The sequence below is a fragment of the Pseudomonas fluorescens genome, from assembly GCF_004683905.1.
GTDB classification, from domain to species: domain Bacteria; phylum Pseudomonadota; class Gammaproteobacteria; order Pseudomonadales; family Pseudomonadaceae; genus Aquipseudomonas; species Aquipseudomonas putida_A.
In genome coordinates, this window is sequence record NZ_CP038438.1 from 1,630,205 (window position 1) to 1,647,122 (window position 16,918).

Annotated in this window: 5 protein-coding genes; 3 read left to right on the forward strand and 2 right to left on the reverse strand. The window is 60.2% G+C overall.

Going from position 1 to position 16,918, the window contains the following annotated elements; genetic code table 11:
* Positions 1-37 precede the first annotated feature (37 nt).
* A complete protein-coding gene (locus E4T63_RS07480) occupies positions 38-1,396 on the reverse strand; it encodes a TolC family outer membrane protein (RefSeq protein ID WP_098968485.1) in 1,359 nt (452 codons plus the stop codon).
* 532 nt (positions 1,397-1,928) lie between these two features.
* Between E4T63_RS07480 and E4T63_RS07485 the strand changes: the two genes are divergently transcribed.
* From E4T63_RS07485 to E4T63_RS07495, 3 genes are all read left to right on the forward strand, one after another.
* A complete protein-coding gene (locus E4T63_RS07485) occupies positions 1,929-10,538 on the forward strand; it encodes a retention module-containing protein (RefSeq protein ID WP_135295180.1) in 8,610 nt (2,869 codons plus the stop codon).
* A gap of 880 nt (positions 10,539-11,418) precedes the next feature.
* Positions 11,419-11,790 carry a DUF6124 family protein gene (locus E4T63_RS07490; RefSeq protein ID WP_135295181.1) on the forward strand — a complete coding sequence of 124 codons (372 nt, stop codon included), beginning with the start codon at positions 11,419-11,421 and terminating at the stop codon, positions 11,788-11,790.
* 153 nt (positions 11,791-11,943) lie between these two features.
* A complete protein-coding gene (locus E4T63_RS07495) occupies positions 11,944-12,303 on the forward strand; it encodes a DUF6124 family protein (RefSeq protein ID WP_135295182.1) in 360 nt (119 codons plus the stop codon).
* Between the two features lie 417 nt (positions 12,304-12,720).
* On the opposite strand, the gene E4T63_RS07500 is transcribed toward E4T63_RS07495, so the two are convergent.
* Complete coding sequence (locus E4T63_RS07500; RefSeq protein WP_135295183.1) at positions 12,721-16,701, reverse strand: hypothetical protein; 3,981 nt, start codon at positions 16,699-16,701, stop codon at positions 12,721-12,723.
* Positions 16,702-16,918 lie beyond the last annotated feature (217 nt).

Consider the following 16,918-nt stretch of genomic DNA (forward strand, 5'->3'; position numbering starts at 1 on the left):
CGGGAGCAAGCTCCCTCGCCACAAAGGGTCGTGGGACTTACTTCAGTTCGGGCAGGCGTGCTTCGTTTTTGACTTCGGTCGCCGCAATGGCATCCGCCGGCAGCACCACCCGTTGCTTGCTCAGCAACTGGCCCATGTTCGCCAGCACGCGGTACATCGAATATTCCTCGGTGTAGCGGATTTCGGTGTAGCGACGGTTGGCGTTGTAAAGCTCGTTTTCACTGTCGAGCAAGTCGAGCAGGGTGCGTTGGCCGAGGCCGAACTGATCCTGATACGCCGCGCGCACACGCTTGGTGGTCTCGGCGTATTCACGGGCGGTCGGGGTCTGTTTGTTCGCGTTGACCATGGCGTTCCAGGCCAGGTGAATGTTCTCGTTCAACTGGCGCAGGGCGTTGTTGCGGATGTCCATCGCCTGATTGATCTGGTGCGCATCGGAGGCCAGACGAGCCTTGTCGCTGCCGCCACGGAACAGGTTGTAATTCATGATCACGCCGACGCGCCATTCGTTGTCGTGGCCTTCATCGCCCTGCACGTTGTTGTTTGCACCCACCGCCGCCTCGGCATCGAAACGTGGGTAGAACGGCGACTTGGCAACTTCATACTGGCTCTCGGCCGACTGCACGTCCGCCTGCGCGGATTTCAGGTACGGGTTGTTCTCGACCATGCTCTGCTGGGCTTCCGGCAGGCTGGCAGGAACCTCGCCGCGGGTCGACGGTGGCGCTTCCAGTTCATCGGGCATGCGCCCGACCACAGCGTAGAAGTTCGATTCGGCGTCGGCCAGATCGACTTCGGCGGTGTCGAGGTTGTTCTGCGCCAGCGCCTTACGGGCGACCGACTGATCGGAGTCGGCGGTGCTGCCGATGCCGCGCTGGGTGCGCAGGCCGATCTGATCGTTGACGCGCAAGTGTGCTTGCAGGTTGTTCCGGGCCAGGGTCACCAGTTCACGGCGCTTGAGCACTTCGAGGTAGACCTCGATGGTGCGCAGGGCCAGATCCTGAGCGGTGCCTTGCGCGTAGTAAGCGCGCGAGTTTGACACGCCCTTGGTGCGCTCGACCTCGTTGGCGGTGTTGAAGCCGTCGAAGATCATCTGCCGCAGCCGTAGCTCGGACTGGGTGTAGTTGAGAATCGAAGTGTGGTGATTACCCAGCGCCCGGGTATTGGTGTTGTCGCTGTAACCGCGCCCGTAAGCGGCATTCAGATCGACGGAAGGATAGAAGCCACCCTTGGCCACTTTCACCTGTTCATCAGCGGACAGTTTGGCGTCCACGCGCGAGGCGAGGTCCGGGTGGGTGGCGATGGTGCTTTGAATCGCTTCGGTCAGATTCATGGCCTGGGCTTGGGAAGTGCAAGCCATGGCCAGCAAAACCGCGCTGCAGAGGGGGGTTAGTACGCGCATGGGGTGCATCTCCCTGATCCTGATGGTGCGTTACTGTCGCCAAATATTTGACGATAAATTGAGGTGTAAGCGTTTCACTCTTGTAACAACAGAGCTAAGAACATCCTGAAGCGTAGCTAAGAAAAAATTTTCATAAGGCTTATGCCGAAAAAAACTTATGCGCTTGGCGAAAAGCGGCACATTGTTCAGGGCGAAAGCCTTTGTTTCATGCGCTTTAGGGAGCACAAAAAGGCTTGAGGAAAGTTCCATTCACTTTGCGACATACGGCGAAGTACTGCTGAAGGGGAGGGACGCGTAGCGGCAGATGAGCGACAGATTTTTGTCACTCGGGTGATTCACCACCGTTACGTAGCGTTAGTGGGTGTGCTGCATCGATCAGGACGCGGAAGTGCTTGAAAGCACTGAAGTTTCCTCGTTTGCGCAACCTGCGAAACGAACTGTCGAGGTGCGAGCGTCGCCCCGACAACCCGATTGAGCCATGGGCTGCTTCGCGAACCAGTGCCGACGGTGGTCGGCAGCGGAGGAATTTCACATGGCAACGCTCATCGGGATCGTCACTAAAGTCATTGGTCAGGTTTTTGCGCAGGGCACCGACGGCACTCGCCGCGCCCTGGTCGAGGGCGACCGCTTGTTTGCCGGCGATCAAGTGATCACCGGCGCAGAAGGTGCCGTCGCCATTCATCTGCAAAATGGCCACGAGTTGACCCTGGGCCGCGACAGCAGCATGACCATGTCCGGACAACTGCTGGCCAATCAGGCAGTGCATGTCGATTCCCCTGAAGCACTGACCCCCAGCGAAGCACAACTGACTGACGTCGAGCAGATTCAGAAAGCCATCGCTGCCGGTGAAGACCCGACCAAAGCGGCAGAGGCCACCGCCGCCGGCCCGAATGCACCGGGCGGCGCGCCAGGTGAGTTGGGTGGCGGCCACAGTTTTGTCCTGCTGACGGAAGTCGGTGGGCGCGTGGATCCGGTGATCGGCTTCCCGACCGCCGGTTTCAACGGTATTCCCGAGTTTCCCGAAGAGCGCCATAACGCAGTCATCGACAATGGCGACAACACGCCGATCGTACCGTCGCCGGTCAACAACCTGGTGACCCTCAGTGGCCTCGCCGTGCCTGGCGGTGAGCTGACCCTCAACGAAGCCAACCTGCCTGCCGGCTCCTCGGCCAACCCCGGCGCGCTGACCCAGAGCGGCAGCTTCACGGTGGCGGCGCCGGACGGTCTGAGCAGCCTGAACATCGGCGGTATCAACGTGATCAGCGCTGGCGTGGCAGCCGGTTTCCCGCAGTCGATCACCACACAACTGGGCAACACCCTGACCATCACCGGGTATAACGCCAGCACCGGCGTGGTCAGCTACAGCTACACCCTCAACGGCAACGATGCCCATCCGGCCGGTGACGGCGCCAACAGCCTCAGTGAACATTTCACCGTGACCGCAAGCGACAGCAATGGCGACAGCGCCACCGGCTCGCTCGACGTCAACATCATTGATGACGAGCCCAAAGCGGCGAATGACAGCAACGCCAACACCGCCTCGGAAACCCAGTTGACCTTGACCGGCAATGTCCTGACCAACGACGTGCAAGGTGCCGACCGTGTGCCCACCGGGCCGGTCACTGCCGGCACTTTCACCGGCACTTTCGGCACGTTGGTGTTGAATGCCAATGGCACGTACACCTACACCCTCAACACCAGCGACGCGGATTTCAAAGCGCTGCACGGTGGCGGCAATGGCACCGAGACTTTCACCTACACCCTCACCGATTCGGACGGCGATACCAGCACTGCGAATCTGGTTTTGCAGATTCACAACAACGACGATCCGGTGGTGATCAACGGCTTGAACGTTGAGGGTGGCGAGCTGACGGTTTATGAAAAAAACCTCGGCACTGGCAGCGAGCCGGATGCCAATGCGCTGACCCAGAGTGGCACCTTCACCATCACCGCACTCGATGGCGTCACCACGCTGACCGTCGGTGGCATTGCCGTGGTCACCAACGGTGTGGCCGCGGGCTTCCCGCAATCGGTGACTACACCGCTGGGCAGCACGCTGACCATCACCGGTTTCAATGCCACCACCGGGGTGGTGAGTTACAGCTACACCCTCGATCACAATGACGCGCATCCGACGGGCAACGGCGCCAATACCTTGCCTGAGCAATTTGCCGTAACGGTGGTGGACGACAACGGCACCACTGCCAATGCGACCCTCGACGTTAATGTGGTCGACGACCTGCCAAAAGCGGTGAATGATTCCAACGCCAACACCGCGTCGGAAACCAACCTGATCCTCACCGGCAACGTGCTGACCAACGACGTGCAGGGCGCTGACCGCGTACCGACCGGCCCAGTCACCGCCGGGACTTTCACCGGCACTTACGGCACCCTCGAACTGCACACCGACGGCACTTACACCTACACGCTCAACCCAACTGACGCCGACTTCAAAAACCTGCACGGCGGCGGCAATGGCACCGAGAATTTCACCTACACCATCACTGACTCGGATGGCGACACCAGCACTGCGAATCTCGTCTTGCAAATCCACAACAACGACGACCCAGTGGTCATCAGCGGCCTGGACGTGAACGGCGGCGAGCTGACGGTTTACGAAAAAAACCTCAGCACCGGTAGCACTCCGGATGCCAACGCGCTGACACAAAGCGGCACCTTCACCATCACCGCTTTGGACGGTGTTACCACGCTGACAGTGGGTGGCATCGCTGTCGTGACGAATGGCGTGGCGGCAGGCTTCCCACAATCGGTCACTACACCGTTGGGCAGCACGTTGACTATCACTGGTTTCAACGCAGCAACCGGAGTGGTCAGCTACAGCTACACCCTCGATCACAACGATGCGCATCCGACTGCCAATGGCGCCAACTCGCTTTCCGAACAGTTCGGCGTCACGGTGGTCGACGACAATGGCACTACCGCCAACGCAACGCTTGATGTGAATGTGGTCGATGATCTGCCCAAGGCGGTGGATGACAGCAACACTGGCACCGCGTCAGAAACCAATCTGACCCTCACCGGTAACGTCCTGACCAACGACGTGCAAGGCGCCGACCGCGTACCGACCGGCCCAGTGACTGCCGGGACTTTCACCGGCACCTACGGCACCCTGGAACTGCACACCGACGGCACCTACACCTACACGCTGAACACCACCGACGCCGACTTCAAAAACCTGCACGGTGGCGGCAATGGCACCGAAACCTTCACCTACACCATCACCGATTCTGACGGCGATACCAGTACCGCCAACCTCGTTTTGCAGATCCACAACAACGACGATCCGGTGGTCATCAGCGGCCTGGACGTAAACGGCGGCGAGCTGACGGTTTACGAAAAAAACCTCAGCACCGGCAGTGCGCCTGATGCCAATGCACTGACCCAAAGCGGCACGTTCACCATTACTGCACTGGACGGCGTCACTACGCTGACCGTCGGCGGTATTGCCGTGGTGACCAATGGCGTGGCCGCAGGTTTTCCACAGTCGGTCACCACGCCGCTGGGCAGTACGCTCACCATCACCGGTTTCAACGCGGCCACCGGTGTTGTCAGCTACAGCTACACCCTCGACCACAACGACGCCCACCCAACCGCCAACGGCGCCAACAATCTGCCTGAACAGTTCGCCGTCACCGTAGTGGACGACAACGGCACCACCGCCAACGCAACCCTCGATGTGAACATCATCGATGACCTGCCAAAAGCCGTGAACGACAGCAACGCCAACACCGCGTCGGAAAGTCAGTTGACCCTGACCGGCAACGTCCTCACCAACGACGTGCAGGGCGCCGACCGCGTACCCACCGGCCCGGTCACCGCCGGTACGTTCACCGGCACCTACGGCACCCTGGAACTGCACACCGACGGCACCTACACCTACACGCTGAACACCAACGACGCCGACTTCAAAAACCTGCACGGCGGCGGCAACGGCACCGAAAATTTCACCTACACCATCACTGACTCGGACGGCGATACCAGCACCGCGAATCTCGTCCTGCAGATCCACAACAACGACGATCCGGTGATCCTCAACGGTCTCGACGTGAATGGTGGCGAACTCACGGTCTATGAGAAAAACCTCAGCGACGGCACCAGTCCCGATGCATCGGCGCTGACTCAGAGCGGTACCTTCACCGTGACCGCGCTCGACGGTCTGCAAACCCTGACCGTGGGCGGCATCAACGTCGTCACCGGTGGTGTGGCCGCAGGCTTCCCGCAATCAACCGTCACGCCGTTGGGCAGCACGCTGACCATCACCGGCTACAACCCGGCGACTGGCGTGGTCAGCTACAGCTACACCCTGGTCGATAACGAAACCCATCCGAACGGCAACGGCGCCAACAGCATCACCGAGAACTTCAACGTGGTGGCGACTGACACTGACGGCAGCACCGCCAGCGGCCAGATCAACGTCAACATCATCGATGACCTGCCGAGCGCGCACGCCGATGCCGCGTCGGTGGCGGAGGGCGGCACCGTCAGCGGCAACGTGCTCGACAATGACATCGGCGGCGCCGACGGCCCGGCGGTGACCGGCGCGGTGGTCGGTGTGCGCGCCGGCTCCGACACCTCGACCTCGGCCATTGGCGGCCTCAACAGCAACATCAATGGCACCTACGGTTACCTGACCCTCGATGCCAACGGCAACGCGGTCTATCACAGCAACCCCAATGCCGTGAACGGCCCCGGTGCGGTGGATGTGTTCACCTACACCGTGCGCGATTCCGATGGCGATGAAAGCACCACCACCATCACCATCGATGTCGCCAACAGCAAGCTGTATGCGACCAGCGACACCGACGTCACCGTCTACGAAAAAGCCCTCGACCTGACCAAGGACGGCGCCGATCTGGCCCCGGGTACGGTCATCGGCAGCGATCCGACCAACACTGGCGAAACCGCGTCCGGCACGCTGGTCGGTTCGGTCACCGGTGCGGTCGGCGCCATCAGCTATGCGCTGGTCGGCAGTGCCACCGGCAACTACGGGCAGATCGTGCTCAACCCCAACGGCACTTACACCTACACCCTGACCTCGCCCGCGACCACCACACCGCATGCCGACGACGGGGCCAATACCCTGACTGAAACCTTCACCTATCAGGCCACCGATTCGCTGGGCAATGTGGTCACCAGCACCATCGTCGTCAGCATCGTCGATGACGTGCCCAAAGCCCTCAACGACAGCAACGCCACCAGTGCCTCGGAAACCCAGCTGACCCTGACCGGCAACGTGCTGACTAACGACGTGCAAGGCGCGGACGTGGTCGCCACCGGACCGAATGCCGGGCCGATCACTGCCGGTACGTTCACCGGGACTTACGGCACGCTGGTGCTCAATGCCAACGGCACTTACACCTACACGCTTAACCCGGCTGACGCCGATTTCAAGGCGCTGCACGGCGGTGGAAACGGCACCGAGACATTCACCTACACGCTCACCGATGCCGACGGCGATACCAGCACCGCCAACCTGGTGCTGAACATCCACAACAACGACGATCCGGTGGTGCTCAACGGCCTCGACGTCAATGGCGGCGAACTCACCGTCTACGAGAAAAACCTCAGTGACGGCACCAGCCCCGATACTCCGGCGCTGACCCAGAGCGGTACGTTCACCGTCACGGCCCTGGATGGCCTGCAAACCCTCACTGTCGGTGGCATTGTCGTCGTGACCAACGGGGTCGCCGCAGGCTTCCCGCAATCGGTGGTGTCGCCGCTGGGCAGTACGTTCACCGTCACCGGTTACAACCCGGCGACCGGCGTGGTCAGTTACAGCTACACCCTGGTGGATAACGAAGCGCACCCGACCGGCAACGGCGCCAACAGCCTCACCGAAAACTTCAACGTGGTCGCGACTGACACCGACGGCAGCACCGCCAGCGGCCAGATCAACGTCAACATCATCGATGACCTGCCGACCGCCAAGGCCGACACCGGCTCGGTGGCGGAGGGCGGCACGGTCAATATCAGCGTGCTCGGCAACGACGTTACCGGCGCCGATGGCGCAGCGGCAGGCGGGGCAGTGGTCGGCGTGCGCGCCGGCAGCAACACCGCGACCTCGGCCATCGGCGGCCTCAACAGCAACATCAACGGCGCCTACGGCTACCTGACCCTGGACGCGGCGGGCAACGCCATCTACCACAGCAACCCGAACTCGGTGAGCCCACCGGGCGCCACCGACACCTTCACCTACACCATCCGCGACGGCGACGGTGACGAAAGCACCACCACCATCACCATCAACGTTGCCGACAGCAAACTGATTGCGTCGGTCGATCAGGACGTGACGGTCTACGAAAAAGCCCTCGACCTGAGCAAGGACGGCCAGGACCTGGCCCCCGGCACGGTCACCGGCAGCGACCCGACCAACACCGGCGAAACCGCCACCGGCACACTGGTCGGTGCGGTCACCGGCGGCAGCGGGGCGCTCACCTACACCCTGGTCGGCAGCGCCACCGGCACTTACGGGCAGATCCAGCTCAACGCCGACGGCACTTACACCTACACCCTGACCTCGGCACCGAAAACCACGCCGAACGCCAACGACGGCGCCAACACCCTGAGCGAAAGTTTTACCTACAAAGCCACCGATGCACTGGGCAACAGCACCACCAGCACGATCGTGGTCAACATCGTCGATGACGTGCCCAAAGCCGTGGCGTCGGATCGTTCGGTGGCGGCGGTGGAAATCGATTCCAACCTGCTGATCGTCCTCGACATCTCCGGCAGTATGGTCGATCCGTCCGGCGTGCCGGGTCTGTCGCGACTGGATCTGGCGAAACAGGCGATCAGTGCCTTGCTCGACAAATACGACGACCTCGGCGATGTGAAGGTGCAACTCGTCACCTTCAGCAGCAGCGCCACCGACAGGACCTCGGTGTGGGTTGACGTGGCCACCGCCAAGTCGCTGCTCGCCGGTCTCACGGCGGGTGGCGGTACCAACTACGACGCGGCCGTGGCAACGATGCAGACCGCGTTCAACACCTCGGGCAAACTCACCGGGGCGCAGAACATCGGCTACTTCTTCTCCGACGGTAAACCGACCACTGGCCAGGAAATCGGCACCGCCGATGAGACCGCACTCAAAGCCTTCCTCGATGCCAACAACATCAAGAACTACGCCATCGGTCTGGGCAGCGGCGTGAGCAACGCCAACCTCGATCCGCTGGCCTATGACGGCATCAGCCACACCAACACCAACGCGGTGGTGGTCACCGACCTCAATCAGCTCAACTCGGTGCTGTCGGGCACCGTTGAAGGCGCCCCGGTCACCGGTTCGCTGTTGGGCGAGGGCGGTACCTTCGGCGCCGATGGCGGTTTCATCAAATCCATCGTGGTCGACGGCACCACCTACACCTATGACCCGCGCGCCAACAGCGGCCAGGGTTCGTTGACCGCAACCGGCGGCACCAACCACGGTACGTTCAACACCGTGAACAACACGATCAGCATTGCCACCAACAACAGCGGCACGCTGGTGATCAACCTCGACACCGGTGACTACAGCTACACCTCGCAGAAAACCACGACCACGGTGATCACCGAGAACATCGGTTTCACCCTCAGCGACAACGACGGCGACCTCGCCAGCTCGACGCTGACCGTGAAAGTGATCCCCAACTCGCCACCGGTGGCGACGGACGACCACGTCATCACCAACGTGCTGTCGAGCAACATCACGGTGCCCGGCGAACTGTTGCTGGCCAACGACACCGATCCGGACGGCGACACGCTCAACGCCTCGCCGACCAGCTTCAACACCGGATGGGTGGCCAAGGGCGCGGACTTCACCGGCACTGGCGCGATCAACTTCGCCGGCACCGGCAACACCGCCGCCAACCAGAACCTGGCCGACGTACGCGCTGCGTTCGCCGCCAACACCGCAGCGATGACCGCCGTGCTGGTGGTCAGCGGTTACCTCGGTGCGGTGACCAGCGCCAATGCCAACGATGAAGACTTGATCACCGTCAAACTGAAACAGGGCGAAACGCTGAACCTGGATCACAACCTCGCGGCCGGCCACGTCACCATGGAGTACTCGGTCAACGGCGGCGCGTTCGTCAGCATCGCCGATGGCGGCACCATCACTGCCGGTGCCGATGGCACCTACCAGATCCACGTGACCAACATCAGCAACACCACCGGCAGCAATCCGACGGCAGCGGAAAACTATCAACTGACCATGACGGTCAACTACGCCGGCGCCCACGACGTGACGCCGGATTTCCACGGCACCTACACCGCCAATGACAACCATGGCGGCAGCGACACGGCCAACGTCAGCATCACCTATCAGGATGGCCACACCCTCACCGGCACTGCCGGGGATGACATTCTGGTGGCGGGCACCGGCAACAACATCCTCAATGGCGGCGACGGCAACGACGTACTGACCGCCGGTTCCGGCAACAACGAGATGCACGGCGGCGCGGGCAACGACTTGCTCTACAGCGGCCCGGGCAACGACATTCTCGACGGCGGCACCGGCATCGACACGGTCAGCTATGCCCACGCCACCGCCGGGGTCACGGTCAACCTCGGTCTGCTCGGTGCGCAAAACACCATCGGCGCCGGCACCGACACGATCAGCAACATCGAAAATCTGGTCGGCTCGAACTTCAACGACACCCTGACCGGCGACAACAATAACAACGTGATCAACGGCGGGCTGGGTAACGACATCCTCAACGGTGGCGGCGGTGATGACCTGCTGATCGGCGGCATGGGCAACAACACCCTGACCGGCGGGCCGGGCGCGGACACCTTCCAGTACCTGAAGGGCAACAGCGGACACGACACCATCACCGACTTCACCCCCGGCACCGACAAACTCGACCTGTCGCAACTGCTGCAAGGTGAAAACGGCACCACCGCGTCGCTGGACGACTACCTGCACTTCACCGTTACCGGCAGCGGCGCCTCGGTGCTCACCAGCATCGACGTCAGCGCCCTGGCCGGAGCCACGCCGAACCAGACCATCGACCTGGCCGGCGTCAACCTCGCCAGCCACTACGGCGTGACCCCGGGGGCGGGCGGGGTGGTGGCCGGCGGGCACGACACGGCGACGATCATCAGCGGCATGCTCAATGATCATTCGCTGAAAGTGGACACGGTGTGATCAAGGCCTGAAACGACAAAACCCGCCGCTCCGGTTGATCGGGGCGGCGGGTTTTTTCTGTCTGGAGAACTGCGTTGCCAGTGAGTCAGCCTTCGCGAGCAAGCTCGCTCCCACATTGGATCTAGGGTGCTCAGCATTTTGTGAACAACAAAGCTTCCCTGTGGGAGCGAGCCTGCTCGCGAAAGCGGCCTCCCAGCCGACCAATCCCCAACTGAATACACTCGGTCAAATGGTGGGAGCTGGCTTGCCAGCGATGGCGGCCTACCCGCCGACCAATCCCCAACTGAATGCACTCAGTCAAATTGTGGGAGCTGGCTTGCCAGCGATGGCGGCCTCCCAGCCGACCAACCTCCCACCTGAATGCACTCATTCCAACTGTGGGAGCGGGCTTGCTCGCGAAAGCGGCCTCCCAGCCGACCAATCCCCAACTGAATGCACTCGGTCAAATTGTGGGAGCTGGCTTGCCAGCGATGGCGGCCTACCAGACAAAATCAAAACAACAGAGCAAACCCCACAAATAAACATCACCCCGCAACCACGTTTAAAGTACACGAACCGTTACGCCATACCGGCTACAACGCCTTGCGCCGTTACCTACGCGTACGCCAGAATCCGCCGGCTTACACGGCTATGGGGCGGGCTATATCGTATCCCTGTCACTGAAAATCAGTGATCGGGTTTGGTAGCCCGTTTCATTACAGTCGTGCGCCACATTACAGATCCGTTTTTGGGACTCTGCTTTATGGTGGCCATGCGTGGGGCTCCTTCGGGAGCGCCGGGTTTACTGTTTTGACCGGTCTACCAACCCACAAATGGCCGCCACCCTTCGTTTGGTAGCGAGAGTGACGGCTCCTCACTTATTCAAAACAGCGAGTCACCTATGTTCAAAGCCACACCCAACCCCCCGGACACCTCGATCCCGTACGACCCAGCCCTCGACCCGCAGAAGATAAAAGCCGCGACCGACCGCGCCATCAACTTCTACCTCAACCCCGGCGCACTGAAGATCTCGATCCCTTCAACCTCGTCATGCAAGTCGAACAGAATCTTCCTCATCGACCCCACCGTGGACGAAGAAACCTTGCTCGTCGAAGCCTGCGAATCATTAGCCGCCGCCAGCGACATGGCCCGCGACATCGGCGACACCGTCGACCACCCACAGCGCCGGGCGATGCTGATGCTGCATCAGGTGATCATGCTCAGTGAACTGATGGTCAACCGGGTACTTGATGGCCGCCGCGTGCCGAACTAATCACCCGGTCCCCTGTAGGAGCTGCCGCAGGCTGCGATCTTTTGATTTTGCTTCTAAAAACAAGATCAAAAGATCGTCCGAACGCGGCCAGAACCTGCGGCAGCTCTTACAGGTCATCATCCTTTCAAAGTGCCTCGATCGGAGTTCCATCTGATGCCCGAACCCAAGCCCAATCCACCAATCACAGACCCGCTATCACCCTACGAATCCCTCAACTCCAGAAAACTCCACGAAGCCGCCGAACGCGCCCTCGACCACTACCTCGCGCCCGCGCAAATCATGGCAACGCCATACACCCCCAGCAGCATGGTCCTCGTCAATCCACAAACCGACACCGAATCCCTGCTGGCCAACGCCTGCGAATCCCTGGCGTCGGCTACTGTCATGCTCGGTGATTTCGCCGGCACGCTGGAGGGGTCGAGTCGTAATACGGTGTTGGGCATTGCGCAGGTGGTGATGCTGGGGGAGTTGGCGGTGAATCAGGTGCTGGATAATGTTGTGTCAAAGGAATAGCCGTTGACAGTTCTGGCCTCTTCGCGAGCAAGCCCGCTCCCACAGTGGATCTGCGTTGGTCACAGGTTATGTGTCCGGCAAAAATGCCTTGTAGGAGTGAGTCTATTAAATAAATTCGTCTCCTTCTCCCACCTTATTCCTGATTGTTTTTCGCAGCCCAAGAAAATTGGCCTGCATATGTTTTGTGTAATGGAGGTAAGTATTCGGATAAAGCTGTTCTCGGGATCAATTGATCGGGGTAACACTTTCGTGGGAAAGCATTACCCCGTTCAGTAACCTCCTGTATTCACTTCAGTTCATCGAAAATAAACCAGCTTTAGGCGCAAGTACTAAGCACCTCCCCATCAAGGAGAGGCGCTTACCGTGGATTACCAATTTTCGAATCAGTGATGTTTCTGGAAAGGTCACGGGAACTGTTTAGCTTTTGAAAGTGACCTTAGCTATTTCCAGCCAAGTTAAGTGTTCCAGTGAAGTTAACCCCTTTTGTTCGAATTTGAGTGTATCGAACGCCTGGCCATTTAGGGGGGAGAGCACCCTGTCAATTGGAATGTCGTTACTTAAGGGGCCCTCGTAGAGCACTATTGAGCCCACCACATCATTGTTCCATCGAAACTCAAGCTTGATGTGCGCATTTCCGGTAGTCCATCCTTTAATTACTCCGTTGAGGAGCGCACTCTTGGCGCTCCCTTGTTTCAGTGCTAAGGAGTACGCAATTATGTTTTGACTACTCTTGGTATACGTCGCGCACCTTAGGATTCGCGGCATTGTGTTGGTCGCAAAAACGCCCTGGCCGGTAGTATCCGCCGCCCCGAGAGTTGCATTAAGCGTTACTTTAGTTTTCGTCCCCTCCATGAATTCTCCCGCATTTCGGAGGCCCCTTCCTGGTGGATATGAACTGAAATCCTCAACGAGGTCGTCGGCGACGGTCACCGTCCATTCTCCCGACTCCGTCCCGCTGCCATACAACGCCTTGGCTTTGAACACATGCTTCGTACGTGTCAGCCCGGTCAGTTCAACCGTCCATATGCCATTTCCATTGGCCTCGACCCTTTTGCCAGTGGAGCTGTTACCGTCGAAAATTTCCACCTCAAGATACTTGGTCGCCGTCCCCCTCAGACGAACAGTGGTGTCACCGGTGCTTCCATCATTGCTGATTGGCTGCCCTTTGGAATCCTCCGCAGCGGTGATGGCCGGCCTGACCCCATTCAATACGGTCAGGCGCCAGGTATTCGACGACGGGTTATTTGCGTATTGACCAATGGCCTTGAAGGTATGCAGCATGTCCAGCAATAACCCGCTCACGGTACGGGTCCAAATAGAGTTGCTGCTTGCCTTGGCCTTGCCTTTGGAGACCGCACCGAGGAAAACTTCCACCTCCTGGCCGGCGGGCGCGGAGCCAGTGAACGTGACGCTGGTGTGCACGGTGTAACCGTTTTCGCGGATGTTCCAGTTGCTCTCGTCTTTTACTGATGTGATGGCCGGTGTGTCGGCAGCCACCACGACCACGATCCGCGGCGGATCCGACACCTCGCCGCTGCCATACATCGCAGTAGCGGTGAAGCTGTGGGTGTCGGCGCTCAGCCCCGTCACCGGGAATTCCCAGTCACCACTCTGTGGATCGATGTCGGCCGTGCCTATTTCGATATTGCCGTCTTTGATCAGGACTTTCTGACCTTTAGCCCCTTTCCCTTTAAGCTTGATCGAGGTGTCAACGGTCGTGGCGCCCGGGAGAATCTCATTCCCTTTGGAGTCTTCCACTCGGGTAATTTCTGGGCGCACATCCTCAAACGCTTTGATCGTGTAAGTGCGCACAGGGAAGACCACTGCCTCGCTCTCATCCGTGCTCTTGCCGAACGCGGCTTTGAACTCCATGGTCAGCGGGCTGCCATCTTTGAGGTTTCTCAAACCTGCAAAGGCGATGCTCCGCTCGTAATAACCTTGAGTGATCCATTGGTCGCTGACATATGAGCCTGGTGCTTTATGGATCTCAAGGTTGTAGTTGCTGCCATCAGCGTTCGTCCCTTTCAGACGCAGCCAGACATATTGGCCTGTGGCAATCAACGGCCAGACGCCCATGCGATAGGTGGCATTAGCGGTCAATTTACTCACATCGAACTGTGAACCGGCGCCGTTGTTGTCGGCGTCCATGATCACCGGCAGGATCAAGCTTGAGCCCGGCAGGGTGCCGACATTCAACAACAGCGGCAACGAGGTCCGGGGCACACCGTTGCGGGTGACGGTGTACGTCACGGTGACGGTTTTGCCCAGGTTGAATGCCAGCACGGTGACCGGCAGTTCGATTGTCAGCGTGGTTTCACTGATGGGTCTTGCCGGGGTGGTGTGCGAGCCGCCGGCGGCAGTGCCGGGTGCGCCGGTCCAGGTCACGCTGAGCAGATCGCTGAGCAGCAAGTCTTGCGAATCGATGTTGACGGTCAGGGCTTCCACGGCCTTGATCGGCTGCAAGGTAGTGCCATCGGCCTCGGCCTGCTGAACCTTCGGCCGGGTCAGCAGCACCGCTTCGCCGACAGTGAAATTCAACGTCCGCGAGTAGCTGACACGTTCCGGCGTGGCGCCTGCCGCCACCCTGAGGATTTCATACATCGCGTCCACAGTGCCGCCGCGATTGGGTTCGATGTGGGTCTGGACGAAGATCGGGTTCAGGGTGAAATCGATGGCTTTGCCGGCATTGAGCGAATTGATCGGCACCGAGTCGCTGGTCTTGCCGGTTTTCGAACCGCGCCAGGTATAGGTGACCTTGTCACCCGCTTTGGTGGGTTCGGCGGCAGCCGGGGCGGTCAGTTTGCTCGAACCGCCGGGCAGGTCGTCGGGTTCGAGTGTTCCGCCGGCCTCACCGAGGACGATGGGCGCGACCAGTTCCAGCAGCGGTTCACCCACCCGCAACAGGGCATGGTGCAGTGACTCGCGCTGAATGATGCCTCCATCGCTGCCCTCGGCCATCAGCACGTAGAACAAATCCAGCGTACCGCCCTCGATGGCTTTGAGGTGTTTGCCTTCGACGATGATCGGGATCGGTTCTTTGTCGTCGATATCGCCCTTGCTAAGGGTGTGCCAGTCCAGTTCCGGGTCGTAGACGCTGAAATCCTGGCGGGTGCCGACCCAGCGCAGAACGATGACCATGCCCACCTGCATCATCGGATCAAAGGGGATGAAGGCGGTGGTGTTAACCAGATCAGGGTCGAGTGCCCCTTGTTGCGCATCCACGGCAATCGGCGCGAGCAGGCGTCGGGTTTCTCCGACGATACTGACGAAGCGCCCCTTGGAGGAGCGATCATCAGACCCGCTGCGTTCCACGCGATAACTGAACACGGCCTGGGTTTTGGCCAGCAAACGTATGTCGGCGCTTGGCAGGGCCAATTCGTAGATGTTGCCCACGCTGGTGAGTGGCTCGCCGCGGACTTCAACGTTGATTGGTTCGCCGTCCAGCGTGGTGCCCTTGCCCAGGCCGATGATCACATCACCGATCCGGAATTCAGGTGCGTCGACCAATACCTGCAAGGTCAGCGGCGCATCTCCCAGTTTGTCCATGTCCACAACGCTATTGAAGGCCTCTTTGACCATGGGAGGCGACAGGCGCGTGTTGCCGGTATCGACGGCAATCTCTACTGCGGCGCACCAGTCTTCGGAACGGTTGTCGACAATGTCGTGTACTTCAAAGGCTACGGCCAGGCTGTCGGTATCGCCGGCTTCGAGGATGGTGGCCTTGTCGACATGGATGACCAGTGGATGGCCTTGCGGGTCATCGATGTGATCCTGGGTCACCCGTGGCGAATACAAAAACCAGCCGCCCCAGGTCAACTTGCAGTGGTCACCCACGGCCATGTTGGGGTAGGGCAACAGGCTGCTGCTGCCGGGTTTGGCCTTGATGATGATGTCGAGGCCGGTTTCGGCGGTTGCCTTGTCCACGCCATCGTTGATGATCCGCGGATCGATGTACATGTTCAGCTCGGAATGCCCCGGGGCACTGCCGTTTTCATCCTTGCCGCCGGGTTGCTCGAGTTTGACGAAGATATCGACCGGAGGCAGCGAAGTTTCCGGAGACTGGCTGAATACCTTGACCCGATATTGCAGCGTATAGGCCCCGGTCGCGAACTTCCGGGGCGGGACATACAGGGTGACACGCTCGCCGACATCCTCTGGCTTGACGATGGTGGTCTGGTCGACCTGAACACCGTCGAGCAGCAGCTCGATGTGGTCACCTAAACCCATAAGTTGCCAAGGTGGACAATAGACTTTCAGCCCCTTGTCGGGCGCCAGCAACTGCGCGGCGGCAATATTGATCCCCCACACCCCCCCCTCCAGGGCCGGCTGCGTACGGTCGGGTATTTCCAGTTGCCGCAGAGTCTCGGGGGGCGGGAGGCGAGGGGGCTGAATAGGCATGCTGAAGACTCCAGGGCGTGGGAAGCAAAGGCTCTGGGTTATTTAGGGGCAGGTGGCGAGCGTTGGCTACTGTCAGAAATTACAGGTAAGGACGTATTTGCGATGAACGGTCGTGAGGCGGGGTTTGCATGCCTGAAACTGCTTCCCAGTAGGCGCTGCCGCAGGGTAGTCGACTCTGCGGTGAACCCCAACCTATGGCGAGGGAGTCTGCTCCCGC

Excerpts from the sequence above, each read along its gene's own strand:
- E4T63_RS07500 (WP_135295183.1), bottom strand. The coding sequence starts at position 16,701 with ATGCCTATTCAGCCCCCTCGCCTCCCGCCCCCCGAGACTCTGCGGCAA.
- E4T63_RS07480 (WP_098968485.1), bottom strand. The coding sequence starts at position 1,396 with ATGCGCGTACTAACCCCCCTCTGCAGCGCGGTTTTGCTGGCCATGGCT.
- E4T63_RS07485 (WP_135295180.1), top strand. The coding sequence starts at position 1,929 with ATGGCAACGCTCATCGGGATCGTCACTAAAGTCATTGGTCAGGTTTTT.
- E4T63_RS07490 (WP_135295181.1), top strand. The coding sequence starts at position 11,419 with ATGTTCAAAGCCACACCCAACCCCCCGGACACCTCGATCCCGTACGAC.
- E4T63_RS07495 (WP_135295182.1), top strand. The coding sequence starts at position 11,944 with ATGCCCGAACCCAAGCCCAATCCACCAATCACAGACCCGCTATCACCC.